The 24,646-nt window shown below is 67.4% G+C and carries 18 protein-coding genes and 1 tRNA gene; 13 read left to right on the plus strand and 6 right to left on the minus strand.

From position 1 onward, the window contains the following. Positions 1-2 precede the first annotated feature (2 nt). The gene (locus BCR55_RS13010) at positions 3-1,340 is read left to right on the plus strand and encodes a glutamine synthetase family protein (RefSeq protein WP_006410777.1); all 1,338 of its coding nucleotides are present in this window, start codon (positions 3-5) and stop codon (positions 1,338-1,340) included. 28 nt (positions 1,341-1,368) lie between these two features. Continuing rightward, a complete protein-coding gene (locus BCR55_RS13015) occupies positions 1,369-2,766 on the plus strand; it encodes an aspartate aminotransferase family protein (protein ID WP_006410769.1) in 1,398 nt (465 codons plus the stop codon). Positions 2,767-2,783: 17 nt separating this feature from the next. Here BCR55_RS13015 and cysC read toward each other — a convergent pair whose 3' ends face one another. From cysC to BCR55_RS13030, 3 genes are all read right to left on the minus strand, one after another. After that, positions 2,784-3,323, minus strand: coding sequence for an adenylyl-sulfate kinase (gene cysC / locus BCR55_RS13020; protein ID WP_006410767.1), 540 nt, complete (start codon positions 3,321-3,323; stop codon positions 2,784-2,786). A 246-nt stretch (positions 3,324-3,569) separates the two neighbouring features. Beyond that, a tRNA-Val gene (locus BCR55_RS13025) sits at positions 3,570-3,644 on the minus strand. A gap of 160 nt (positions 3,645-3,804) precedes the next feature. Beyond that, positions 3,805-4,707, minus strand: coding sequence for a LysR family transcriptional regulator (locus BCR55_RS13030; RefSeq protein ID WP_006410780.1), 903 nt, complete (start codon positions 4,705-4,707; stop codon positions 3,805-3,807). A 212-nt stretch (positions 4,708-4,919) separates the two neighbouring features. Here BCR55_RS13030 and BCR55_RS13035 point away from each other — a divergent pair, with 212 nt between their 5' ends. The 3 genes from BCR55_RS13035 (at position 4,920) to BCR55_RS13045 (ending at position 9,414) form a co-directional block, all read left to right on the plus strand. Then, on the plus strand, positions 4,920-6,671 hold the full coding sequence (locus tag BCR55_RS13035) for an acyl-CoA dehydrogenase family protein (protein WP_053297042.1): 1,752 nt from the start codon (positions 4,920-4,922) through the stop codon (positions 6,669-6,671). Beyond that, the gene (locus BCR55_RS13040) at positions 6,668-7,924 is read left to right on the plus strand and encodes a CaiB/BaiF CoA-transferase family protein (RefSeq protein WP_065494629.1); all 1,257 of its coding nucleotides are present in this window, start codon (positions 6,668-6,670) and stop codon (positions 7,922-7,924) included. The genes BCR55_RS13035 and BCR55_RS13040 overlap by 4 nt, the downstream gene beginning before the upstream one ends. Positions 7,925-8,007: 83 nt before the next feature. After that, on the plus strand, positions 8,008-9,414 hold the full coding sequence (locus BCR55_RS13045; RefSeq protein ID WP_065494960.1) for an MFS transporter: 1,407 nt from the start codon (positions 8,008-8,010) through the stop codon (positions 9,412-9,414). Between the two features lie 140 nt (positions 9,415-9,554). On the opposite strand, the gene BCR55_RS13050 is transcribed toward BCR55_RS13045, so the two are convergent. After that, positions 9,555-9,830, minus strand: a complete 276-nt coding sequence (locus BCR55_RS13050) for an oxidative damage protection protein (protein WP_006401987.1) — start codon at positions 9,828-9,830, stop codon at positions 9,555-9,557. A gap of 49 nt (positions 9,831-9,879) precedes the next feature. Continuing rightward, a complete protein-coding gene (gene argA, locus BCR55_RS13055) occupies positions 9,880-11,259 on the minus strand; it encodes an amino-acid N-acetyltransferase (RefSeq protein WP_006407977.1) in 1,380 nt (459 codons plus the stop codon). A 23-nt stretch (positions 11,260-11,282) separates the two neighbouring features. Between argA and hrpA the strand changes: the two genes are divergently transcribed. From hrpA to BCR55_RS13080, 5 genes are all read left to right on the plus strand, one after another. Then, positions 11,283-15,419, plus strand: a complete 4,137-nt coding sequence (gene hrpA / locus BCR55_RS13060; RefSeq protein ID WP_065494630.1) for an ATP-dependent RNA helicase HrpA — start codon at positions 11,283-11,285, stop codon at positions 15,417-15,419. A gap of 173 nt (positions 15,420-15,592) precedes the next feature. Beyond that, positions 15,593-16,582 carry a beta-propeller fold lactonase family protein gene (locus BCR55_RS13065; protein ID WP_006401984.1) on the plus strand — a complete coding sequence of 330 codons (990 nt, stop codon included), beginning with the start codon at positions 15,593-15,595 and terminating at the stop codon, positions 16,580-16,582. Positions 16,583-16,598: 16 nt separating this feature from the next. Further along, positions 16,599-17,576, plus strand: coding sequence for a sterol desaturase family protein (locus BCR55_RS13070; protein WP_012213061.1), 978 nt, complete (start codon positions 16,599-16,601; stop codon positions 17,574-17,576). A gap of 109 nt (positions 17,577-17,685) precedes the next feature. After that, entirely contained in the window at positions 17,686-18,513 is an 828-nt protein-coding gene (locus BCR55_RS13075) for an EI24 domain-containing protein (RefSeq protein WP_006407980.1), read from the plus strand. Beyond that, positions 18,510-19,328 carry a molybdopterin-binding protein gene (locus tag BCR55_RS13080; RefSeq protein WP_006407981.1) on the plus strand — a complete coding sequence of 273 codons (819 nt, stop codon included), beginning with the start codon at positions 18,510-18,512 and terminating at the stop codon, positions 19,326-19,328. The genes BCR55_RS13075 and BCR55_RS13080 overlap by 4 nt, the downstream gene beginning before the upstream one ends. A gap of 121 nt (positions 19,329-19,449) precedes the next feature. Here BCR55_RS13080 and BCR55_RS13085 read toward each other — a convergent pair whose 3' ends face one another. Next, complete coding sequence (locus tag BCR55_RS13085) at positions 19,450-19,914, minus strand: rhodanese-like domain-containing protein (protein WP_006401980.1); 465 nt, start codon at positions 19,912-19,914, stop codon at positions 19,450-19,452. 397 nt (positions 19,915-20,311) lie between these two features. On the opposite strand from BCR55_RS13085, the gene glnA reads away from it, so the two are divergent. The 3 genes from glnA to ntrC all read left to right on the plus strand — a co-directional run bounded on the left by glnA (position 20,312) and on the right by ntrC (position 24,585). Then, positions 20,312-21,727, plus strand: a complete 1,416-nt coding sequence (gene glnA / locus BCR55_RS13090) for a type I glutamate--ammonia ligase (protein ID WP_006401979.1) — start codon at positions 20,312-20,314, stop codon at positions 21,725-21,727. Positions 21,728-21,890: 163 nt separating this feature from the next. Continuing rightward, positions 21,891-23,033 carry a nitrogen regulation protein NR(II) gene (glnL, locus tag BCR55_RS13095; protein ID WP_006401978.1) on the plus strand — a complete coding sequence of 381 codons (1,143 nt, stop codon included), beginning with the start codon at positions 21,891-21,893 and terminating at the stop codon, positions 23,031-23,033. A gap of 37 nt (positions 23,034-23,070) precedes the next feature. Next, positions 23,071-24,585: a nitrogen regulation protein NR(I) gene (ntrC, locus tag BCR55_RS13100; RefSeq protein ID WP_006407983.1), complete on the plus strand. Its 1,515-nt coding sequence runs from the start codon at positions 23,071-23,073 to the stop codon at positions 24,583-24,585. Positions 24,586-24,646 lie beyond the last annotated feature (61 nt).

Consider the following 24,646-nt stretch of genomic DNA (forward strand, 5'->3'; position numbering starts at 1 on the left):
TCATGCAACCCGAACTGACCGAATTCCTGCGCCAGCACCGCATCACCGAGGTCGAAGCGATCATCCCCGACATGGCAGGCATCGCGCGCGGGAAGATCATTCCGCGCAACAAATTCGAATCCGGCGAATCGATGCGGCTGCCGCAGGCCGTGATGGTGCAGACCGTGACCGGCGACTATCCGGAAGACGGCACGCTGACCGGCGTGACCGATCCCGACATGGTGTGCGTGCCCGATCCGTCGACGATCTGCCTGATCCCGTGGGCCGTCGATCCGACCGCGCAGGTGATTCACGACTGCGTGCACTTCGACGGCTCGCCGGTCGAGATCTCGCCGCGCTACGTGCTGCGACGCGTGCTCGAGCTGTACAAGCAGAAGGGGTGGCAGCCGGTCGTCGCGCCCGAGCTCGAGTTTTATCTCGTCGACATGAACGCCGATCCCGACTTGCCGCTGCGTCCGCCCGTCGGCCGCACCGGACGCGCGGAGACCGGGCGGCAGTCGTATTCGATCGAGGCCGTCAACGAGTTCGATCCGCTGTTCGAGGACATCTACGAATACTGCGAGATGCAGGGGCTCGACATCGAGACGCTGATCCATGAGGTCGGCGCCGCGCAGATGGAGATCAACTTCGTGCACGGCGATGCGCTGTCGCTTGCCGATCAGGTGTTCCTGTTCAAGCGCACCGTGCGCGAAGCGGCGCTGCGCCACAACATGTACGCGACGTTCATGGCCAAGCCGATGGAAGGCGAACCGGGCTCGGCGATGCATATCCATCAGAGCCTCGCCGATGCGCGCACCGGACGCAACCTGTTCGCCGACGAAGGCGGGGCCGTGTCGCCGATGTTCCATAGCTATCTCGCGGGGCTGCAGAAATACACGCCCGCGCTGATGCCGATCTTCGCGCCGTACATCAACTCGTATCGCCGCTTGTCGCGCTTCATGGCTGCGCCGATCAACGTGCAATGGGGCTACGACAACCGCACGGTCGGCTTCCGGATCCCGCAGTCGAATCCGGTCGCGCGGCGTATCGAGAACCGGATTCCGGGTGTCGACTGCAACCCGTATCTCGCGTTCGCGGCGACGCTCGCGGCCGGCTATCTCGGTCTCGAGCAGCAGCTCGCGCCGACCGAGCCGATCGCCTCGGACGGCTACTCGCTGCCGTACCAGCTGCCGCGCAACCTGGAAGAGGGCATCTCGCTGATGGCCGCGTGCACGCCGCTCGCCGACATTCTCGGCGACAAGTTCGTGAAGGCGTATCTCGCGCTGAAGGAAACCGAATACGAAGCGTTCTTCCGCGTGATCAGCTCGTGGGAGCGCCGCCATCTGCTGCTGCACGTATGAGCGTGCGGCATCGTCATCCGGAGGCAACATGAACGATCGTCACGACGCACGGCCGAGCGCGCGCTCGACCGCCGAATACCGCGCGCTCGACGCCGCGCACCACATCCATCCGTTCTCCGACATGGGCGCGCTGAACCGCGCCGGCAGCCGCGTGATCGTGAAGGCCGACGGCGTCTATTTGTGGGACTCCGACGGCAACCAGATCATCGACGGCATGGCCGGGCTCTGGTGCGTGAACGTCGGCTACGGCCGCAAGGAGCTGGCCGACGCCGCTTATCGGCAACTGCAGGAGCTGCCGTTCTACAACACGTTCTTCAAGACTACGCATCCGCCGGTGATCGAACTCTCGGCGATGCTGGCCGAAGTCACGCCGCCCGGCTTCAACCACTTCTTCTATTGCAACAGCGGCTCGGAAGGCAACGACACCGTGCTGCGCGTCGTGCATCAGTACTGGCGCGTGCAGGGCAAGCCGCAGAAGAAGTACGTGATTTCGCGCAAGAACGGCTATCACGGCTCGACGATCGCGGGCGGCACGCTTGGCGGCATGGGCTACATGCACGAGCAGATGCCGTCGAAGGTCGAGCACATCGTCCATATCGATCAGCCGTATTTCTTCGGCGAAGCGCAGCCGGGCGAGACGCCCGAAGCGTTCGGGCTCGCGCGTGCGCAGCAGTTGGAGGCGAAGATTCTCGAGCTCGGCGCGGAGAACGTCGCGGCATTCATCGGCGAGCCGTTCCAGGGTGCGGGCGGCGTGATCTTTCCGCCGTCGACGTACTGGCCGGAAATCCAGCGAATCTGCCGCAAGTACGACATTCTGCTCGTCGCGGACGAAGTGATCGGCGGCTTCGGCCGTACCGGCGAATGGTTCGCCCATCAGCACTTCGGCTTCGAACCGGATCTGATCACGATGGCCAAGGGGCTCACGTCGGGCTACGTGCCGATGGGCGCGGTCGGCATTCACGAGCGCGTCGCGCGGCCGATCGTCGACAACGGCGAATTCAATCACGGGCTCACGTATTCGGGGCATCCGGTGGCCGCGGCGGTGGCGGTCGCGAACCTCAAGCTGCTGCGCGACGAGGGCATCGTCGAGCGCGTGAAGCGGCATACGGGGCCGTATTTTCAGCGTCGGCTGCGCGAGGCGCTCGCCGACCATCCGATCGTCGGCGAGATCGCAGGCGCGGGGCTCGTCGCCGGCGTCCAGCTCGCGCGCGATCGAGAACGGCGCGTGCGGTTCGACGCCGCGATCGATGTCGGCACGATCTGCCGCGACTTCTGCTTCAGCGGCAACCTGATCATGCGCGCGACCGGCGACCGCATGCTGCTATCGCCGCCGCTCGTGATTCGCGACGACGAGATCGACGCGCTCGTCGACAGCGCGAAGCGAGCATTCGATGCGACGGCGGAGCGGGTGCGGCGGAGCGCGTGAGCGTTGCGTCGGCGCCGTTAGGCGCGCGCGAAACGCTGTTCTTCGAACGCGATGATGCGGGCGACGGAATCGGTGACGGTCAGCGCGCCGGTTTCGATCACGAGATCGGGTGAGACCGGCACTTCGTACGGATCGGAGATGCCTGTGAACTGCGGCGTCTGGCCCGTCGTCGCCTTTGCGTAGAGGCGCTTCGGATCGCGCGCGGAGCAGGTTGCGATGTCGGTTTTCAGATAGATTTCGACGAAGCGATCGTCGCCGACGATCTCTCGCGCGCGCTGGCGGTCGGCCGCATACGGCGAGATCAGCGCGACGACCGCGGTGATGCCCTGACTGTTCAGCAGCTTGGCGATTTCGGCGGTGCGCCGGCAGTTCTCGGAGCGGTCCTCGCGCCTGAAGCCCAGGTCGGGCGAGACGCCGGAGCGCAGTTCGTCGCCGTCGAGAATGCAGACCGGGATCCGGCGTTCACGAAGATGCGCGGCGACGCGTTGCGAGAGCGTCGATTTGCCGGCGCCGCTGAGGCCGGTGAGCCACAGGGTATGGGAGTGGTACGAGGTCATCGTGACTGGAATGGGGACGGCGCGGTAACCAGCGTCGATTCATGGATCGACATTGTTGGCGGCCGATTCTAATCGACCATTATCAATGCGGCATTACGAATTAGTTACGGTTCGTTACAACAATGTCCGCATCGGTCGGGAGTGGAGTGAACGAGCGCAGGGGGGGCGATACCGCGGGCGGAGCGCGCGTGCGCGCCGCAAAAACGAAAAGGGCCTGCGTCGTGAAACGCAGGCCCTCGAATTCTTTGGTGGGCGGTACTGGGATCGAACCAGTGACCCCTGCCGTGTGAAGGCAGTGCTCTACCGCTGAGCTAACCGCCCAAAGAAGCTGAAATTATGTCAGAGCTTTTTGGGTTCGTAAAGCCCTTTCTGCAAATTTTTTTGAGCGCATGCGCGGGGCAGGCCGAGGTCCGGCTGCGACGCTCGTTTTCGAACAGTTCCACACGCCGAACGCGCCGTCGCCACGCCGCGGCCGGCATCATCAGCGCGCGCGTGCCGGGAGCGCATCGATCGACGCGCGCACATATTCGGCGAAGCGCAGCGCGACCGGCTCCGCGCTGCCGCTGCGTTTCAGCTCGAGCGTGCGCGATTCGAGCGACGCGTCCTTCAGCGGCCGGAACGCGAGCCGCTCGCTGTTCGCCTGCTGCAGTACGCGCGGCACGAGCGCAATGCCCATGCCGAACTCGATCATCGACAGGATCGTCTGCCACAGCCGCGCCTCGTGGCGAATCACCGGGCTGAACCCGGCGTTCACGCACTGCGCGATGATCAGATCGTGATAGTGCGGTGCGGCGTCGCGCGGAAACAGGATGAACGGTTCCGCGGCGAGTGCCGCGAGCGCGATCTTTCTGCGCCGCGCGAACGGATGTGCGGCCGGCAGGCAGCAGACGAACGGCTCCGCATAGACGGGCGCCGATTCGACCTCGGGCGGAAAGCGGCCCCAGTGCGCATAGCCGAGGTCGATCTGGCCGCGCTGCACGGCCTGCACTTGCGCCTGCGTGTTCATCTCGCTCAGGACGATCTCGACGCCGGGGTAATCGGCCTCGAAGCGACGTACCGCATCGGGCAGCCCGCGATAGAGCATAGAGTGGACGAAGCCGATCCGCAGCCGGCCCGCGAGACCGGATGCGGACCGCACCGTCAGCCGTTCCGCTTCGGCGGCCTGCAGCAGCAGCCGGCGCGCTTCGCCGAGCAGCACTTCGCCCGCGTTGGTCAGCGCGACGGCCTTGTTCGTGCGCGACAGCAGCTGCACGCCGAGCGTCTCCTCGAACTTGCGGATGTCGAAACTCAGCGCCGGCTGCGAGATGAACAGGCGCTTCGCCGCGCGTCCGAAATGCAGTTCCTCGGCGACCGCCACGAAGTAGCGCAACTGCCTCAGTTCCATCGTGTGTCCTCCTCGTCCGCGCGTCGATAAGCGATATCTATCGTACCGAATAAATCCTGTATTGGACGCTTATCGACCGCAGGCCTACGCTGTCCGACACGCCTGATACGGCCGCGCCGCGATTGCCGGCCGAACAACCGCGCCGGGCAACCGCCCGGCACGAGACCGGCTCGCGCGACACGCCGCGACGCGGGCGCACATCGGAGACGCACATGAACGACACAGCGCACACGCCGGCCGCCGGCGCGTCCAATATCCCCGACAGCCGGGGCCTCAACTTCTTTTCCGTCGATCCCGATCTCGGCGCGTTGCTGAGGCTGCATCTCGGCGATGCGCACTACACCGAACTCGAACCGCAGCTTCGCGCGCTCGGCGCGCGCGTGTCGGGCGAACTCGATGAATGGGCATCGCGCGCGGATAAGCATCCGCCGGTGCTCGAGCATCGCAATCGGCGCGGCGAGGCCGTGCAGCGGATCGACAAGGATCCGGCGTACGTCGCGCTCGAACGCGTCGCGTATTCGGAGCTCGGGCTCGCGGCGCTCAGCCATCAGCCGGACGCCGCGCCGCCGCTCGTCAAGTACGCGCTGACCTTTCTGTTCGTGCAGGCGGAATTCGGACTGTGCTGCCCGGTCAGCATGACCGACTCGCTGACGCGCACGCTGCGCCGCTTCGGCGATCGTGAACTGGTGGCGCGCTATCTGCCGATGCTCGCGTCGCGCGACTTCGACACGCTGTACCAGGGCGCGATGTTCATGACGGAGCAGGCGGCCGGCTCGGACGTCGGCCGGATCGCGACGCGCGCCGCACGCGACACCGACGCGCACGGCGACACCGTGTGGCGGCTATACGGCGACAAATGGTTCTGCTCGAACGCGGACGCCGATCTCGCGATGGTGCTCGCGCGCCCCGACGGCGCGCCGGACGGCATTCACGGGCTCGCCTTGTTCCTGCTGCCTAAGACGCTAGCGGACGGCACGCGCAATCATTACCGGATCGTGCGGCTCAAGGACAAGCTCGGCAGCCGTTCGATGGCGAGCGGCGAGATCGTGCTCGACGGTGCGCATGCGTATCTGATCGGCGAAATCGGGCGCGGCTTTCACCAGATGGCGGACATGATCAACATGTCGCGACTGTCGAACGGCGTGCGCGCGGCCGGGCTGATGCGACGCGCGATGAACGAGGCGCTGCACGTGGCCGCGCATCGCGAAGCGTTCGGCCGCAAGCTGATCGACATGCCGCTGATGCAGCGTCAGCTGATGAAGATGCTGCTGCCGGCCGAGGCCGCGCGCACGATGTTCATGCAGATCGCGCTGCTGCTGCCGCAGGCCGATGCAGGCGACGAGCAGGCGGCGCGCTGCGTGCGGATCCTGACGCCGCTGATCAAGTTCCGCGCGTGTCGCGATGCGCGGCGCGTGACGGGCGATGCGATGGAGGTGCGCGGCGGCACCGGCTACATCGAGGAGTGGAGCGATGCGCGGCTCGTGCGCGACGCCCATCTCGGCTCGATCTGGGAAGGCACGAGCAATATCGTCGCGCTCGACGTCGCGCGCGCCGCGCGGCGCGAGCAGGCGCTCGACGCGTTGCGCACGTTCCTCGGCGACCGGCTAGGCGCGGCGCCGCTGCCGGACGCGAGCCGCGCCGCGCTGCGGCGCATTCTGGCGCGCGCTTGCGACGGGCTCGCGCGCGTCGCGGCCGACGGCGACGACGCGTGCGTGCGGCAGGCGGCTTCCGCGCTGTACTACGCGAGCGCGGTCGTGCTGATGGCGTGCGAAGGCGCGCGGCTCGCGCCCGATTACCGCCGTCTCGCGCTCGCGCATCTGCTCGTGCGCCACAAGCTGCTGCCCGTCGATCCGCTCGCACCGGCGTCGCGCGACGACGAAGCCGCGGCGTTCGACACCTTGCTGCGTGGCGCGCCGGTGTCGCTCGACGTCGCGCTCGACCTGCTGCCGGAGGTCGAGCGATGAACGCTTCGCGTGGCGCACTGGACGGCCTCAAGGTCGTCGACCTGAGCCGCGTGCTCGGCGGCCCGTACTGCACGCAGGCACTCGCCGACCACGGTGCGACGGTCATCAAGATCGAACCGCCCGCCGGCGACGAGACGCGCGGCTGGGGGCCGCCGTTCGCGGGCGACACCGCGTGGTACTTCTTGGGCGTGAACCGCAACAAGGAAGGGCTCGCGCTCGACCTGTCGCGCGACCAAGGGCGCGCGATCCTCTGGCGGCTGTTGGAGGACGCCGACGTGCTGGTCGAGAACTTCAAGCCTGGTACGCTCGCGCGCTGGGGGATGGACTATACGCGCGACCTGCAGCCGCGTTTCCCGAGGCTGATCCACTGTGCAGTGACGGGTTTCGGCGCCGACGGCCCGCTTGGCGGCTTGCCGGGCTACGACGCGGTGATCCAGGCGATGGCGGGGTTGATGAGCGTGAACGGCGAGCGCGACGGCGACGCGACGCGCATCGGCCTGCCGATCGTCGACATGGTGACGGGACTCAACGCGCTGGCCGGCATCCTGCTTGCGCTCGCCGAGCGCGAGAAGAGCGGGCGCGGTCAGTCGGTCGACATCGCGCTGTACGACTGCGGCGTGTCGCTGCTGCATCCGCATTTGCCGAACTTCTTCGGCTCGGCGCGCGTGCCCGAGCGCAGCGGCAACGCGCATCCGAACATCGCGCCGTACGACAGCTACCGGACGGCGACCGTCCCAATCTTTCTTGCGGTTGGCAACGATCGGCAGTTCGCGCGGCTCGTTGGGCATCTCGGCGTGCCGGCGCTGGCTGACGATCCGCGCTTCGTCGACAACCGCAGCCGCTGCGCGCACCGCGCGGAATTGAAGGCCGCGCTGGAGGCGCGGCTCGCCGCGCATGCGTGCGAACCGCTCGCGCGCGACCTGATGGCCGCGGGCGTGCCGTGCGGGCCCGTGCGTACGGTCGCCGACGTCGCGCGCGATCCGCATGCGCTGCACCGCCACCTGTTCGTCGAGATCGGCGCGTATCGCGGCACCGCCTCGCCGGTGAAGCTCTCGCGTACGCCGGCCACCTATCGGCGGCCGCCGCCCGCACTCGGCAGCGATACGCGCGCGGTACTCGATCGGCTGGGCGTCGACCCGGCGCTGCAGCAGCAACTGTTCGATGCCGGCGTGCTAAAGGACGCGTCCGGTGAGCAAGCGGCCAGCGGCGAGGTTTGCGCCGAACGCGCCGCCGGGAGCGAACCGCACGGCTGACGAGCCGCCGCCGGCCGGCGGCGATCCCGGCCGCACGGACGGCGCGCCGCATCGCGCCGCCGACAACAAACATGGAGACATCGATGAACGGTCCGCACACCCAACCCGCATTGCCCGCGAAGCCCGGCCGCGCCGCGTTCGCGGCCTTCGTCGGCACGACGATCGAGTGGTACGACTTCTATATCTACGGCACGGCCGCCGCGCTCGTGTTCGGCAAAGTGTTCTTTTCGAGCGACATGGACGCGGGCGTCGCGACGCTGCTCGCGTTCGTCACGTTCTGGGCCGGCTTCGCCGCTCGGCCGCTCGGCGGCATCGTGTTCGGCCATCTCGGCGACCGCGTCGGCCGCAAGACCGCGCTCGTCATCACGCTCGTGATGATGGGGCTCGCGACGACCGGCATCGGCCTGCTGCCGACCTACGCGCAGATCGGCGTATGGGCGCCGGCGGGCCTCGTCGTGCTGCGCGTGCTGCAGGGCATCGCGGTCGGTGGCGAGTGGGGCGGCGCGGTGCTGATCGCGAGCGAGAACGCGCCAAAGCACAAGAGCATCCTCTACGCGGCATTCGCGCAGCAGGGCTCGCCGACCGGCAACCTGCTCGCGACGGGCGCGTTCTTCGCGCTGAGCGCGATGCCGACGCCCGATTTCCTGATGTGGGGCTGGCGCATTCCGTTCCTGCTGTCGGCGGTGCTCGTGATCGTCGGGATGGTGATCCGGCTGAAGCTCGAGGAGTCGGTCGACATGCAGCGCGTGCTCGCGCGCAAGCGCACCGTGAAGCTGCCGCTGCGCGAGGTCGTACGCGACCACTGGGTCGTCGTGCTGCTCGCGGCCGGCACGCTGCCGGTGATCAACGTCACGTATTTCCGCAGCACGTTCGCGCTGTCGTGGGCGACGAAGGAACTCGGCTACGCGCAGGGCACGTTCCTCGGCATCCTCTCGATGTCGCTCGTCGTGCAGTTCTTGATGCAGCCGGTCGGCGCGTGGTTCGTGTCGAAGGTCGACATGCGCCGCGCGATGTGCTGGATCCTGATTCCGGAAATCGTGCTGATGCCGCTGATGTTCCACGCGGTCGGCACCGGTTCGTACTGGGTCGCGGTCGCGGGGATGTGCATCTCGACGATTCCGTCCGCGATGTTCTACGGGGCGGTCGGCGGGGTGCTCGCACGCGTGTTTCCGGCCAATGTCCGCTATACGGGGCTGTCGCTCGCGTATCAGTTGAGTGCGCTCGTCGTCGGCGGCGGCACGCCGGTGCTCGCGCAGGCGATCCTGAATTCGACCGGCAGCATCGTCGGCGTCGCGATCGCGTCGGGCATCTACGCGCTCGTGTCGCTCGTCTGCATGATCGCGCTGCTCAATCGCACCGGCCATCGCGCGGACGCGTTGTCGAGCGCCGAGCGTAGCGATGCGGCCGAATGGGCGGCCGAGCCGGCCGGCGACGCTGCGGCCCCGCGCGACGACGCGCGCAGGCTGAAGCCGGCCGGGGAAACCGCATGATCGCGTGCGGCACGCCAGGGTCGCCACACGCGCCGCCGCACATGCGGCCTCGCCAATGAAAAACGGCACCGTGCGATGCGCGGTGCCGCCTCGTTTTGGGCACGGGCCGCGCGCTGTGCCGCGGCCCCGCCTGTCGCACGTCAGCCTTCGGTGGGCGGCACGTAGCCGGACGCCTGATCCGCGCCTTCGCCGAAGAAGTACTTCTCGGTCTGCTTCATCAGATACTGGCGCGCGCGCGGGTCGGCCATGTTCAGACGGTTTTCGTTGATGAGCATCGTCTGCTGCTTGAGCCAGCCCTGCCAGGCCTCCTTCGAGACGTTCTCGTAAATGCGCTTGCCGAGTTCGCCCGGCAGCGGCGGGAAATCGAGGCCTTCGGCTTCCTTGCCGAGCTTCGCGCATTGAATCATTCGAGCCATCGTGTACTTCTCCTGTAATCGGTCTGGGGGAGGGCAGGCGTGCCTGCGCTCAGAGCTGCTTCATCAGCACGAGCGACTTGCGCTGCCAGTTATAGAGTTTGCGGCGGTCTTCCGGCAGGTCGTCGACCGTCGCCTTGACGAAGCCGCGCTTCAGGAACCAGTGCTCGGTGCGCGTCGTGAGCACGAAGATGTGCGTGAGGCCGCGTGCACGCGCACGCTGCTCGATGCGCTTGAGCAGACGCTCGCCGTCGCCCGAGCCCTGCGCTTCCGGCGCGACCGTCAGGCACGCCATTTCGCCGATCTTCTCCTGCTGGTACGGATACAGCGCCGCGCAGCCGAACAGCACGCCGTCGTGCTCGATCACCGAGAAATGATCGATGTCGCGTTCGATCTGGTGGCGGCCGCGCCGCACCAGCGTGCCGTCCGCCTCGAGCGGCTCGATCAGCGACAGGATGCCGCCGACGTCGTCCGGCGTCGCCTCGCGCAGGCTCTCGAGGTTCTCGTACGAGATCATCGTGCCGACGCCGTCGTGCAGGAACAGCTCGAGCAGCATGCTGCCGTCGAGCGATTGCGGGATCAGGTGCGCGCGCGTGACGCCGCCGCGGCACGCGCGAATCGAATGCTTGAGAAAGAAGGCGTCGTCGCCCTGGATGTTGCCCGAGTCGAGCAGTTCGGCCGCCGCGTCGAGCGACATTTCGCGGATCAGCTCGCCCGCGTCGTCGACGATGCCCGGGCCGTCCGTCAGGAAGATGATCTTGTCCGCGCGCAGCGCGATCGCGGCGGCCGACGCGACGTCTTCCATCGACAGGTTGAACGCCTCGCCCGTCGGCGAGAAGCCGAGCGGCGACAGCAGCACGAGCTTGCGGCTCGCGAGCGAATGGCGGATCGACTCCGCGTCGATCTTGCGCACGATACCCGTGTGCGCGAAATCGACGCCGTCGAGAATGCCGACCGGCCGTGCGGTGACGAAGTTGCCCGACACGACGCTGATGTGCGCATGCGCCATCGGCGAGTTCGGCAGACCCTGGCTGATCGCGGCCTCGATGTCGAGGCGCACTTCGCCGGCCGCTTCCTTCGCCGATTCGAGTGCGCGCGCATCGGTGATCCGCAGCCCGTGCGAAAACTCCGATTCGACGCCGTGCAGGTTCAGCTGCTCCTCGACCTGCGGCCGCGAGCCGTGCACGAGCACGATCTGGATGCCCATCGCCTGCAGCAGCGCGATGTCGGACACGAGCGCGTTCAGCAGCCCCTGCTGCACCACCTCGCCGCCGAACCCCACGACGAACGTGTTGTTGCGGAACTTGTGGATATAGGGCGCGACGGAACGCATCCAGTCGACGAACTGCGCGTGCCTGAGGGCCGAATCGTCGGCGGCCGGCAGGTTCGCGTCGGCGGTCTGCGCCGGGGGGAGGTCGGTTTGGGAATTCATGGGCGGGATTATAATGCGCCCCCATGTCGAATGTACCTAAAAGTCCCGCGGCGACGCGGGCAAAAGCGCCGTCGGCCCGGCACCCGGATGGTGCGGCCGACGCGCGCGGGCAACAGGGCCAGCCGCCGCGCCGGCAGCAGGACGAGCAGGCCGGCAAGCCGCCGCGCGCCGCGCAACCGCAGGACGCGCGCGCACCGCGCCGCGAACGGCCGCCGCGTGCGGCGGTCGCACCGAATCCCGTTCCGCCGATCACCTACCCGGAAAGCCTGCCCGTCTCGGGCCGGCGCGAAGAGATTGCGCGCGCGATCGCCGCGCATCAGGTCGTGATCGTCAGCGGCGAAACGGGCTCGGGCAAGACCACGCAGCTGCCGAAGATCTGCCTGGAACTGGGCCGCGGGCTCGGCGCGGGCGGCACCGGACTGATCGGCCATACGCAGCCGCGCCGGCTCGCCGCATCGTCGACCGGCCGCCGGATCGCCGAGGAACTCGGCACGCCGTTCGGCGAAGTGGTCGGCTACAAGGTGCGCTTCACCGACAATCTCGCGCCGGGCGCGTCCGTGAAGCTGATGACGGACGGCATCCTGCTCGCCGAGACGCAGACCGATCCGCTGCTGAAGGCGTACGACACGCTGATCATCGACGAGGCGCACGAACGCAGCCTGAACATCGATTTCCTGCTCGGCTATCTGAAGGAGATCCTGCCGAAGCGGCCGGACCTGAAACTGATCGTCACGTCCGCGACGATCGACGCCGATCGCTTCGCGCGCCATTTCGGCAGCGACGCGCACCCGGCGCCCGTGATCGAGGTCAGCGGGCGGCTGTATCCGGTCGAGGTGCGCTACCGCCCGGTGGCCGAGGATCGGCCGGCCGTCAAGCATGCGGAAGGCACCGCGAGCCGGGACCGTGCGAAGACCGCGCGCGAGGCCGAGCGCGACCTGATGGACGCGATCGTCGACGCGGTCGACGAGCTGTGCCGCGAAGGCCCCGGCGACGTGCTCGTGTTCCTGCCCGGCGAGCGCGAGATCCGCGAGGCGGCCGAGGCGCTGCGCAAGCATCATCCGCCGCATACCGAGATCCTGCCGCTATTCGCGCGGCTGTCGGCGGCCGATCAGGACAAGGTCTTCAAGCCGTCGAACGCGCGCCGGATCGTGCTCGCGACGAACGTCGCGGAGACCTCGCTGACGGTGCCCGGCATCCGCTACGTCGTCGACACGGGCCTCGCGCGCGTGAAGCGCTATTCGTACCGGAACAAGGTCGAGCAGCTGCAGGTCGAGCCGATCTCGCAGGCGGCCGCGAACCAGCGCGCGGGCCGCTGCGGCCGCGTCGCGGACGGCATCTGCATCCGCCTGTACGACGAAAGCGACTTCCAGGCGCGCGCGCGCTTTACCGATCCGGAGATCCTGCGCTCGTCGCTCGCCTCGGTGATCCTGCGGATGAAGTCGCTGCATCTGACGGCGATCGAGTCGTTCCCGTTCCTCGAGCCGCCGCCCGGGCGCGCGATCGCGGACGGCTATCAGCTACTGAACGAACTCGGCGCGGTCGACGACGACAACGCGCTGACGCCGCTCGGCCGCGAACTCGCACGGCTGCCGCTCGATCCGCGCGTCGGCCGGATGATCCTGGCCGCACGCGACCAGCAGTCGCTGCGCGAGGTGCTGATCATCGCGAGCGCGCTGTCCGTGCAAGACCCGCGCGACCGTCCGATCGACGCGCAAGAGCAGGCCGATCAGGCGCATCGGCGCTTTGCCGACGAGCGCTCGGAATTCCTGCAGTGGCTGAAGATCTGGTCGTGGTTCGAGGAAGCGGTCGCGCACAAGAAGTCGAACCGCCAGCTCGTCGACGCATGCCGGCAGAACTTCCTGTCGCATCTGCGGCTGCGCGAATGGCGCGACGTGCACTCGCAGCTGCTGACGGTCGTGCGCGAACACGGCTGGCGACTCAACGAATCGGAGGCGACGTACGAGCAGGTGCATCTGGCCCTGTTGACGGGCCTGCTCGGCAACCTCGGCCTGAAGGCCGACGACGATCCGCACTATCTCGGTGCGCGCGGGATCAAGTTCTACCTGTGGCCGGGTTCCGCGCTCGCGAAGAAGGCCGGCCGCTGGGTGATGGCGGCGGAACTCGTCGAGACGAGCCGGCTGTACGCGCGCTGCCTCGCGAAGATCGAGCCCGAATGGGTCGAGAAGGTCGGCGCGCATCTGCTGAAGAAATCGCTGTCGGAGCCGCACTGGGAGAAGCGGCCGGCGCAGGTCAGCGCGTTCGAGCGCGCGACGCTCTACGGGCTGCCGATCTACCATCGGCGACGCGTCGCGTTCGGCAGGCAGGACCCGGCACGCGCGCGCGAGCTGTTCATTCGCGGCGCGCTCGTCGACGGCGAGTTCGACACGAAGCTGCCGTTCTTCGCGCACAACCGCAAGTTGCTCGCCGACATCGAGCAGCTCGAGCACAAGTCGCGCCGACAGGACGTGCTGGTCGACGACGAGCTGATCTATGCGTTCTACGACCACGCGATTCCGGCGGGCATCCATACGGGCGCCGCGTTCGAGCGCTGGTATCGCGACGAAGTGAAAAAGAGCGGCCAGCCGGACGACAAGCTGCGCCTGCTGTACCTGTCGCGCGACGACCTGATGCGTCACGAGGCGGCCGGCGTGACGACCGAGCTGTTCCCGAAGCGCGCGACGATGGCGGGCGTCGAGATGGCGCTGACCTACCATTTCGAGCCGGGCTCGCCGCGCGACGGCGTGACGCTCGCGGTGCCGCTGTACGCACTGAACCAGGTCGATGCGCGCCGCTGCGAGTGGCTGGTGCCGGGAATGCTGAAGGAGAAGGTGCAGCTGCTGCTGAAATCGCTGCCGCAGAAGCTGCGCCGGCATTGCGTGCCGCTGCCCGACTACGCGGCCGGCTTCGTCGAACGCACGGGCCGCGAGCGCTTCGGCGCGGGCGGTCTCGTCGAAGCGCTGATCGCCGACGTGCGCGAGCAGACGCAGGTCGCGATGAAAGCGGCCGACTTCAAGCTCGAGACGTTGCCCGCGCACCTGTTCATGAACTTCAAGGTGATCGACGAGCACGGCCGCCAGCTCGCGATGGGGCGCAATCTCGCGCAGCTTCGACAGGAACTCGGCGCGCAGGCGCAGCAGCAGTTCCAGAAGATCGCGGCGGCGTCGACGCTCGCGGTCGGCGCCGATGCCGACGGCGGCACCGCGCCGGCCGCGTCGGGCGAGCCTGCCCGCAAGGACGGCCGCGGCGCGAAGGGCGGCAAGGCCGTCGCACCGCAGACGCTCGCCGCGCCCGAGCCGGGCGCGACCGCACTGTACGAGAACCTGACGACGTGGAACTTCGGCAAGCTGCCCGAACTGCTGGAGATCCGGCGGCGCGGCCAGACGCTGTACGGCTATCCGGCGCTCGTCGATCGCGGCACGCACTGCGACGTCGAGGTGTTCGATTCGCCCGAGGAAGCCGCGCGGATCCACCGTGCGGGGCTGCGCCGGCTGTTCGCGCTGCAGCTGAAGGAGCCGATCAAGTATCTCGAGAAGAACCTGCCGGGCCTGCGCGAGATGGCGATGCAGTACATGTCGCTCGGCACGCAGGACGAGCTGCGCGATCAGCTGATCGATACGGCGCTCGATCGCGCGTGCCTGCAGGACCCGCTGCCGGACGACGACGCCAGCTTTCATGCGCGGCGCGACGAAGGTCGCAGCCGGCTGAACCTGCTCGCGCAGGAAATCGCGCGGCTCGTCGGGCAGATCCTCACCGAATACGCGGGCGTCGTGAAGAAGCTCGCGCAGGCGAAGCCGTTCGCGCAGGCGCACGCGGACCTGCAGCAGCAGCTGTCGGCGCTGATCGGCAAGCGCTTCGTGATCGACACGCCTTACGCGCAGCTCGTGCATTTCCCGCGCTACCTGAAGGGCATCGCACTGCGGATCGACAAGCTGAAGGCCGATCCGGCCCGCGACGCGAAGCAGCTCGGCGAGCTGCAGCCGCTCGTCCAGCAGTACCAGCGCGCGGTGTCGCAGCGCGGCGGCGTCGTCGACCCGCGGCTCGCCGAGTTCCGTTGGCTGCTCGAGGAATTGCGCATTTCGCTGTTTGCGCAGGAACTGCGCACGCCGATGCCGGTCTCTGTCAAGCGGCTGTACAAGGTCTGGGAATCGATGCAGCGCTAGCGCGGCAGCGTTTCCGGCGCGATACCGTCGGCGCGGTCGGCCGTATCGCGCGGCGCGCGCCGGCGCGGCTGCGGCGGCGTGCGTCGAAGTGGCGCAATAAGACCGGGCGCCGGTCAACCGGCCGGGCCGGTCGGCCGTTTTACAATGACGGTTGTCCCACGACGTGAGTCTTCATGCGCAATTTCCTTTCCCTCGGCCGCACGCTCGCGCTGGCCGCCGCCGTGCTGGCGCCCGCCGCGCACGCGAATAACGTGATCGTCCTCAATTCGGCCGAAGCCACGCTTTCCCTGATCGATCAGCAGACCCGCGAAGTCGTCGGCACGATGCCGACCGGCAAGGAACCGCACCATCTGATGGCGTCGCCCGACAATTCGTCGCTGATCGTCGCAAATTCGGTCTCGAACAGCCTGATGTTCCTCGATCCGAAGACGGGCAAGCTGCAGCGTACCGTCGAGGGCATCGACGATCCGTACCAGCTCGGCTTCTCGCCCGACCGCAAGTGGTTCGCGGCGGCTGGCCTGCGGCTCGACCGCGTCGATATCTACACGTATGACGGCCGCGACCTGCATCTCGCGAAGCGCGTGCCGCTCGCGGTGATGCCGAGCCACCTCGCGTTTACGAAGGACAGCAAGACGCTGCTCGTGTCGCTGCAGGTGTCCGGCGAGATCGCGGCGATCGATCTGCCGACGCAGACGGTCAAGTGGAAGATGAAGGTCGGCAAGGTGCCGGCCGGGCTCTGGCTGACGCCCGACGACAAGTACCTGCTCGTCGGCATGACGGGCGCCGACTACGTCGCGGTCGTCGACTGGCGCAACCAGAAGGTCGTCAAGCAGATCTACACGGGCAAGGGCGCGCACAACTTCCGCTCGCTCGCCGACGGCACGCACGTCGCGGTCACGAACCGCGTCGCGAATACGATCAGCATCATCGACGAGAACACGCTGACCAACGTCGGCGACATCACGGGGCTGCTGCCGGGCCCGGACGACATGGAACTGTCGGCCGACAAGAAGACGCTGTGGGTGACGTTCCGCTTCGCGAAGAAGGTCGGGATCATCGATCTCGCGTCGCGCAAGCTCGTGCAGACGATCGCGGTCGGCCGCTCGCCGCACGGCATCTACTTTTACGACCGTGCGCCGTGGAAGGCGGCGAACGGCGCGTGACGGACGGGGGCGGAACATGCTGCATCTGATCGACGCGTTCGTCTCGGACATCCAGACCTGGCTGTACGTCGACGTCGTGCAGCCGCTCCTCTTCAAGTTCAACCTGATGGACTATGACGAGGACACCTACGACGCGCTGTACTGGGTGATCATCGGCGCGCTGCAGATGGTGCTGATGTTCGTGCTGCTGCGCCCGCTCGAGGCGCTGCGGCCGGTCGAGCGGTGGAAGGACCGCAAGGCGGTGCGCGTCGACGTGATCTATACGGCGATCGCGAAGCTCGGCATCTATTCGCTGTTTTTCTTCTTCGCGCTGCAGCCGCTGTTCGACCGCTTCCAGGCCTGGCTGCGACTGCACGGCATCGCGAACTTCAATCTCGACTATCTGTGGCCGGGCGTCACATCGCAGCCGATCGTCGCGTTCGCGATCTACCTCGTCGTGCTCGACTTCGCCGGCTACTGGTATCACCGCTGGCAGCACAAGTTCGGCGTCTGGTGGGAGCTGCACGCGGTGCACCACAGCCAGCGGCAGATGTCGCTGTGGTGCGACGATCGCAACCACCTGCTCGACGACGTGATCCAGTCGTGCTTCTTCGCGGCGATCGCGCTCGTGATCGGCGTGACGCCGTCGCAGTTCGTCGTGCTCACGGCCGTCACGAACTTCCTGCAGAGCATTCAGCACACGAATGCGCGCCTGTCGTACGGCCGGCTCGGCGAGCGGCTGCTCGTCAGCCCGACCTTCCATCGCCGTCATCACGCGGTCGGCTACGGGCACGAAGGCACGAAGTACGGCTGCAACTTCGGCGTACTGTTTCCGTGGTGGGACATGATGTTCGGCACGGCGTCGTGGAATCGCACGGTCGAGCCGACCGGCATCCGCGAACAGGTCGAAGGCGTGTCGTACGGCGACGGCTTCTGGGCGCAGCACGGCCTCGCGTTCGCGCGGATCTTCCGTCGCCTGTTCCCCGCCAAGCGCGGCGCCGCGTCGTCGGCCTGATCGGCCCGTCCCGCGTGCATCGCCCGCTCGCACGGCCCGCCTGCGCTTTGGCGCATGCGGGCCGTGTGGTTTATCCTTTCCCCGTTTTTCTTCGTCGATACAGGCTCGCATGAACGACTTGCTGCGCTCCTTCGTCCGCGCACTGGCGAGCGCGTTGCACCCGCGCATGCTGTGGCTCACCCTGATGCCGTTCGTCGTATCGGCGCTGCTATGGGGCGTCGTGCTCTGGTTCTCGTGGCAGACGCTCGTCGACGCCGCGCGCGGCGCGCTCGACGGCTTCGTGCTGACCGCCGCGCTGTACCGCGCATTCGACGCGATCGGGATGTCGCAGCTGCATGCGGTCGTTGCGCCGTTCGTCGTCGTGTCGCTCGCGATTCCGCTGATCGTGCTGACCGTGCTGCTGCTGATCGCGTCGATCTCGATGCCGGTCGTCGTCAAGCATCTGTCGAACCGGCAGTTCGCCGCGCTGGAGGCGAAGCGCGGCGGCACCTTCGTCGGCAGCGTGTTCAATTCGCTGGGCGCGGCGATCGTCGGCGTCGTGCTGCTGATCGTCACGATCCCGCTGTGGCTGATCCCGCCGTTCTTCGCGCTGCTGCCACCGGTGATCTGGGGCTGGCTCACGTACCGCGTGATGACCTACGACGCGCTCGCGCTGCATGCAAGCCGCGACGAGCGCCGCGCGCTCGTGCGGCGCCATCGCTGGCCGCTGATCGGCATCGGCATCGCGACCGGGCTGCTCGGCACCGTTCCGACCTTCGTGTGGGTATCGTCGGTCTGGATGATGGTGCTGTTTCCGTTCGTCGCGGCGGCGATGATCTGGGTTTACGCTTTCATTCTCGTCTTCTCCGCGCTGTGGTTCGGGCACTACTGCCTGCGCGCGCTCGAAGACCTGCGCGCGGCATCGCGCGCGACCACCATCGACATGGGGCACGCATGAGCATCGGCATCATCATCATCGGCGACGAAATCCTCTCCGGCCGCCGGCAGGACAAGCATCTCGCGAAGGTCATCGAGCTGCTCGGCGCGCGCGGCCTTGCGCTCGACTGGGCCGAATACGTCGGCGACGATCCGGCGCGCATCACCGCGACGCTCAAGCGCGCGATCGCCTCGGGCGACATCGTGTTCTCGACGGGCGGCATCGGCGCGACGCCGGACGACCATACGCGCCAGTGCGCGGCGGCGGCGCTCGGGGTGCCGCTCGAACTGCATCCGGAGGCGCAGGCGCTGATCGCGGAGCGGATCCGCGAAACGCATGCCGATCCCGACCGTCCGGTGGATTTCGACTCGCCGGAGAACCGCCACCGCTTCAACATGGGCGTGTTTCCGGTCGGCGCGACGATCATCCCGAACGGCTACAACCGGATTCCGGGCTTTTCGGTCGGCGATCTGCATTTCGTGCCGGGCTTTCCGGTAATGGCGTGGCCGATGATCGAATGGGTGCTCGACACGAAGTACGCGCACCTGCATCACGCGACGCCGCACGAGGAGCGCTCGCTGTACGTGTTCGAGCTGCCGGAATCGACGCTGACGCCGCTGATGGAGAAGATCGAGCGCGACTTTCCCGGCGTGCGCGTGTTCAGCCTGCCGAGCGTCGGCGACGCGGAGCGCGGCGGCATCTATGCGCGCCGCCATATCGACCTCGGCGTCAAGGGCGAGCCCGAAGCGGTCGCGGCCGCGTTCGTGAAATTGCGCGAAGGCGTGCATCTGCTCGGCGGCGACATCGTCGAGCCGGCCGCCGCGCCGCGCGCGTAATCGCGGCGGCCGGCACGCGGGCCAGCCAGGGGCGTAGGGTGGCGTCGGGCCGCGCAGGGTGGCCCGTCATCGGCATGTCATCGCGCGGCTCGACGATGACGCGACCGGCAGCGGCGTGCGGTCAGGCGCCGATCCAGGGCAGCTTGCGGAAGCACCAGCCGTCGACCGTCTTGCGATGGCCTTCGGCGTCCTTCGCGCCTTCGAAGCCTTCGAGCAGATCGAAGGCCTTGCGGAAGCCGGCCTGCGCGGCGGCGACCGCGGCCAGCTTCGAGCGCGCGGCGCTGCGGCACAGGAACAGCACCGGCGTGTCGGGCGACACGGCGGCGCGCAGTTCGTCGAGGAATTCGGTGTTCGGCACGCCGCCCGGGTAGCGCGACCATTCGACGTGCAGATACTGGCCGTCGCCGACGAGCGGTCGGCCAATCCAGTCGAGCTCCGCACGCGTGCGCACGTCGACGAGGCGCGCGGACGGATCGAGCTGCAGCAGTTCGAAGGCCTCGGCCGGCAGCAGTGCGCCGGCGTAGTTGAGCGAGCCTTGCGCGCGGCGTTCGTCGGCCTTCGCGTAAAGCTGTTCGAGCGTACTCATGGCGGGAGTCTCCGTATCGGTCAAACGAGCATTCTAGCGCCGCCGCGCGGCGCGGGCGTCTCCCGGCAAGCGCCCGCGTACCGCGCACACGCGCTCACCAAAAAGGTGCAGAATGGCGCGCATGCACCAAAACGAAACGTTCGGACGCGCGTAGCGCGGCTGCTGCACTCGTACGGTGCATCGGCGCAACGCAATACGGCGGGCGACGCCCCGCAACTGCGCAGCGGCGCCCCGACGCAGCAAGCTCTCTGCGCGATTCGCATGCGAAGAGCACATGCTGGCACGGAAGCTGCTTTAAAGAATTCGGTCGAATCGGGGCGCTGCGCACGGGCCCGATCAGCTCGATAAACGAGGCGGTTCCCAGTCCGCCGGAATTGTTCAATCAGGAGAAGAGGTTATGAGTAAAACCGTCGCCGACGTCATGCAGCTCGTGAAGGACGAGGACGTCAAGTTTGTCGATTTCCGCTTCACGGATACGCGCGGCAAGGAGCAGCACGTGTCGGTGCCGGTTTCGGCGTTTGACGAAGACAAGTTCGAAAGCGGCCATGCGTTCGACGGCTCGTCGATCGCGGGCTGGAAGGGCATCGAGGCGTCGGACATGCTGCTCATGCCGGATCCGAGCGCTGCGTTCATCGACCCGTTCTACGAAGAGTCGACGCTCGTGCTGACCTGCGACGTGGTCGAGCCGGCGGACGGCAAGGGCTACGAGCGCGATCCGCGTTCGCTCGCGAAGCGCGCGGAAGCGTACCTGAAGAGCACGGGCCTGGGCGACACCGCGTACTTCGGTCCGGAGCCGGAATTCTTCATCTTCGACTCGGTCCAGTGGAACACGGACATGTCGGGCTGCTTCGTGAAGATCAACTCGGAAGAAGCACCGTGGTCGGCCGGCAAGGAATTCGAAGGCGGCAACACGGGCCACCGTCCGGGCACGAAGGGCGGCTACTTCCCGGTCGCGCCGGTCGATACGTTCCAGGACATGCGTTCGGAAATGTGCCTGCTGCTCGAACAGCTCGGCATTCCGGTCGAAGTGCACCACCACGAAGTGGCAGGCCAGGGCCAGAACGAAATCGGCACGAAGTTCTCGACGCTCGTGCAGCGCGCCGACTGGACGCAATGGTCGAAGTACATCATCCACAACGTCGCGCACTCGTACGGCAAGACGGCGACGTTCATGCCGAAGCCGGTCGTCGGCGACAACGGTTCGGGCATGCACGTTCACCAGTCGATCTGGAAGGACGGCCAGAACCTGTTCGCGGGCAACGGCTATGCCGGCCTGTCGGAATTCGCGCTGTTCTACATCGGCGGGATCATCAAGCACGCCCGCGCGCTGAACGCGATCACGAACCCGACGACGAACTCGTACAAGCGTCTGGTCCCGCACTTCGAGGCGCCGGTCAAGCTCGCGTACTCGGCACGCAACCGTTCGGCATCGATCCGCATTCCGCACGTGTCGAACCCGAAGGGCCGCCGTATCGAAACGCGCTTCCCGGATCCGATGGCGAACCCGTACCTCTGCTTCTCGGCGCTGATGATGGCCGGTCTGGACGGCGTGCAGAACAAGATCCATCCGGGCGAAGCAGCGGACAAGAACCTGTACGACCTGCCGCCGGAAGAGGATGCAAAGATCCCGACCGTCTGCGCGGGCCTCGATCAGGCGCTCGAAGCGCTCGACAAGGATCGCGAGTTCCTGACGCGCGGCGGCGTGTTCACGGACGGCATGATCGACGCGTACCTCGCGCTGAAGGAGCAGGAGCTGGCGAAGTTCCGCATGACGACGCATCCGATCGAGTTCGAGATGTACTACTCGCTGTAATCGGCGATGGCGCTTCGATTCAGCGCCGTCATGCCGATTCGTTCCCGTCGCGCGGTTTGCGGCGGGAACGGCGGAGTCTGAAAAGGGGACGGCGCCCAGCCGTCCCTTTTTTGTTCGCGACTGGACGAATCTTTGGCGCGGCAACGCGCGACACGCACGCACGATGGTTCTGAAGAATCTGATCAAGGCGAAGACGGGGCAGCCCGAGCAATTGACCGACGACGAGCGGCTTGCCCGTTCCGGCCTGCTCGCCGGGCTCGAGGCGCTGCCGACGGTCGTGCTCGTGCTCGACCGCAAGACGCTCAGGATCGCCTTCGCGAATCCGTCCGCGGAGGCGATGCTCGACATCTCGCGCCGCCAGCTCGCGCAGCGGCCGTGGGGCGAGATTTTCCCGAACGCGAACGAGCTCGCCTCGACGATCACCGCGATCGGCGAGGAGCGCTTTCACGCGACGCATCTCGACACCGTGCTCGACCGGCCCGGCCACGAGCTGCTGCACGTGCATGCGATCGTCGGCTTTCTCGAGAGCGCGCCCGATTTCGTGCTCGTCGAACTGTTCGAGAACGAGCGGCAGTCGCGCACCGATCGCGAGGAGCGCATTCACGACCTGACCGCGGTCAACAAGCAGCTGATCCGCAATCTCGCGCACGAGATCAAGAACCCGCTCGGCGGCATCCGCGGTGCCGCGCAACTGCTCGAATTCGAGCTCGGCGAGCGCGAACGCGGCGAGCTGCGCGAATACACGCAGGTGATCATCAAGGAGTCCGATCGCCTGCAGACGCTCGTCGACCGGCTGCTGGAGCCGCACCGGCATCCGCACATCGTCGGCGACGTGAACATCCACGAAGTATGCGAACGCGTGCGCGCCGTGATGCTCGCCGAATTCCCGCGCGGCCTCACGATCGTGCGCGACTACGACGTCAGTGTGCCGGACCTGCGCGGCGACAAGGAGCAGCTGATCCAGGCGCTGCTGAACATCGTGCGCAACGCGGCGCAGGCATTGCGCGAACGGATCGCGCAGGGCGACGCGAAGATCGAGCTGCGCACGCGCGTCGCGCGCAAGGTCACGATCGCGAAGCGGCTGTACCGGCTGGCACTGGACTTGCATGTGATCGACAACGGCCCCGGCATTCCGGACGAGATCCGCGACCGGATCTTCTATCCGCTCGTCTCCGGCCGCGACGACGGCAGCGGCCTCGGCCTGACGCTCGCCCAGACGTTCGTGCAGCAGCACGACGGGACGATCGAAGTCGAGAGCCGGCCGGGGCGTACCGAATTTCAGATTCTGCTGCCGCTCGACGCATGAGCGGCGACATTGCGATACACCAATATCTGACCGACCTATGAAGCCGATCTGGATAGTAGACGACGATCAATCGATCCGCTGGGTGCTCGAGAAGGCGCTCGCGCGCGACAGCTTCGCGACCAAGAGCTTTGCCAACGTGCGCGACGCGCTCGCCGCGCTCGATCACGAGACGCCGCAGGTGCTGGTATCCGACATCCGGATGCCGGGCGGGTCCGGGCTCGAGCTGCTGCAGGCCGTGCATGAGCGCCTGCCCGGGCTGCCCGTCATCATCATGACTGCGTTCTCCGATCTCGACAGCGCAGTCGCAGCCTTCCAGGGCGGCGCGTTCGAATATCTCGCGAAGCCGTTCGACGTCGACAAGGCCGTCGAGCTGATCCGCCGCGCGGTCGAAGAGAGCCTGCGCGGCGGCACGCCGCAGGACGACCGCGTCGCCGAGGCGCCCGAGATGCTCGGCCAGGCGCCCGCGATGCAGGACATGTTTCGCGCGATCGGCCGGCTGTCGCATTCGGCCGCGACCGTGCTGATCACCGGCGAATCGGGCACCGGCAAGGAGCTCGTCGCGCGTGCGCTGCACCGACATAGCCCGCGTGCGAACGGACCGTTCATCGCGCTCAACACGGCCGCGATTCCGAAGGATCTGCTCGAATCGGAACTGTTCGGCCACGAGCGCGGCGCGTTTACCGGCGCGCAGACGACGCGGCAGGGCCGCTTCGAGCAGGCCGAGAACGGCACGCTGTTTCTCGACGAAATCGGCGACATGCCGTTCGATCTGCAGACGCGGCTGCTGCGCGTGCTGTCGGACGGGCAGTTCTATCGCGTCGGCGGGCACAGCCCGCTGCGCGCGAACGTGCGCGTGATCGCCGCGACCCATCAGAACCTCGAGGCGCGCGTGCGGCAGGGGCTGTTCCGCGAAGACCTGTATCACCGGCTGAACGTGATCCGGCTGCGGCTGCCGCCGCTGCGCGAACGCAGCGAGGACATTCCGCTGCTCACACGCCATTTTCTGCAGAAGAGTGCGCGCGATCTCGGCGTCGAGCCGAAGCGCGTGTCGGACGAGGCGCTCGCGTATCTGACCTCGCTGCCGTTTCCCGGCAACGTGCGCCAGCTCGAGAACCTCGCGAACTGGCTGACCGTGATGGCGCCCGCGCAGACGGTCGAAATCAAGGATCTGCCGCCCGATCTCGTCCCGTCGGGCGCGCCGATCGCCGTATCGGCCGGCGACGGCGCGAATGCGCCCGGCAGCCACGAGGCGCCGGCCGCGCCGACGGTCGCCGCCGCGGTGCCGCTGGCATCGATGGCGGGCACGGCTGCGCCGAACGGTGCGCCTGCCGGCTACCCGATGTGGGAGCACGGGCTGCGCACCGAAGTCGCGCGACTGCTGCGCGAGAATTCGGCCGGCGTGATGGACGAACTCGCGCGCCGCTTCGAGGCGGCCGTAATTCGCGAGGCGCTCGACTTCACGCGCGGCCGCAAGGTCGAGGCCGCCGAGCGGCTCGGCATCGGCCGCAACACGATCACGCGCAAGATCCAGGAACTGCACCTGGAGCCCTGAGCCTGTATCGCGGCATGCGCGGCACCGCGCATGCCGCGATCGGACATAATCGCGCTTTGTG

It is taken from the genome of Burkholderia sp. CCA53 (assembly GCF_001685525.1).
Taxonomy (GTDB): Bacteria; Pseudomonadota; Gammaproteobacteria; order Burkholderiales; family Burkholderiaceae; genus Burkholderia; species Burkholderia multivorans.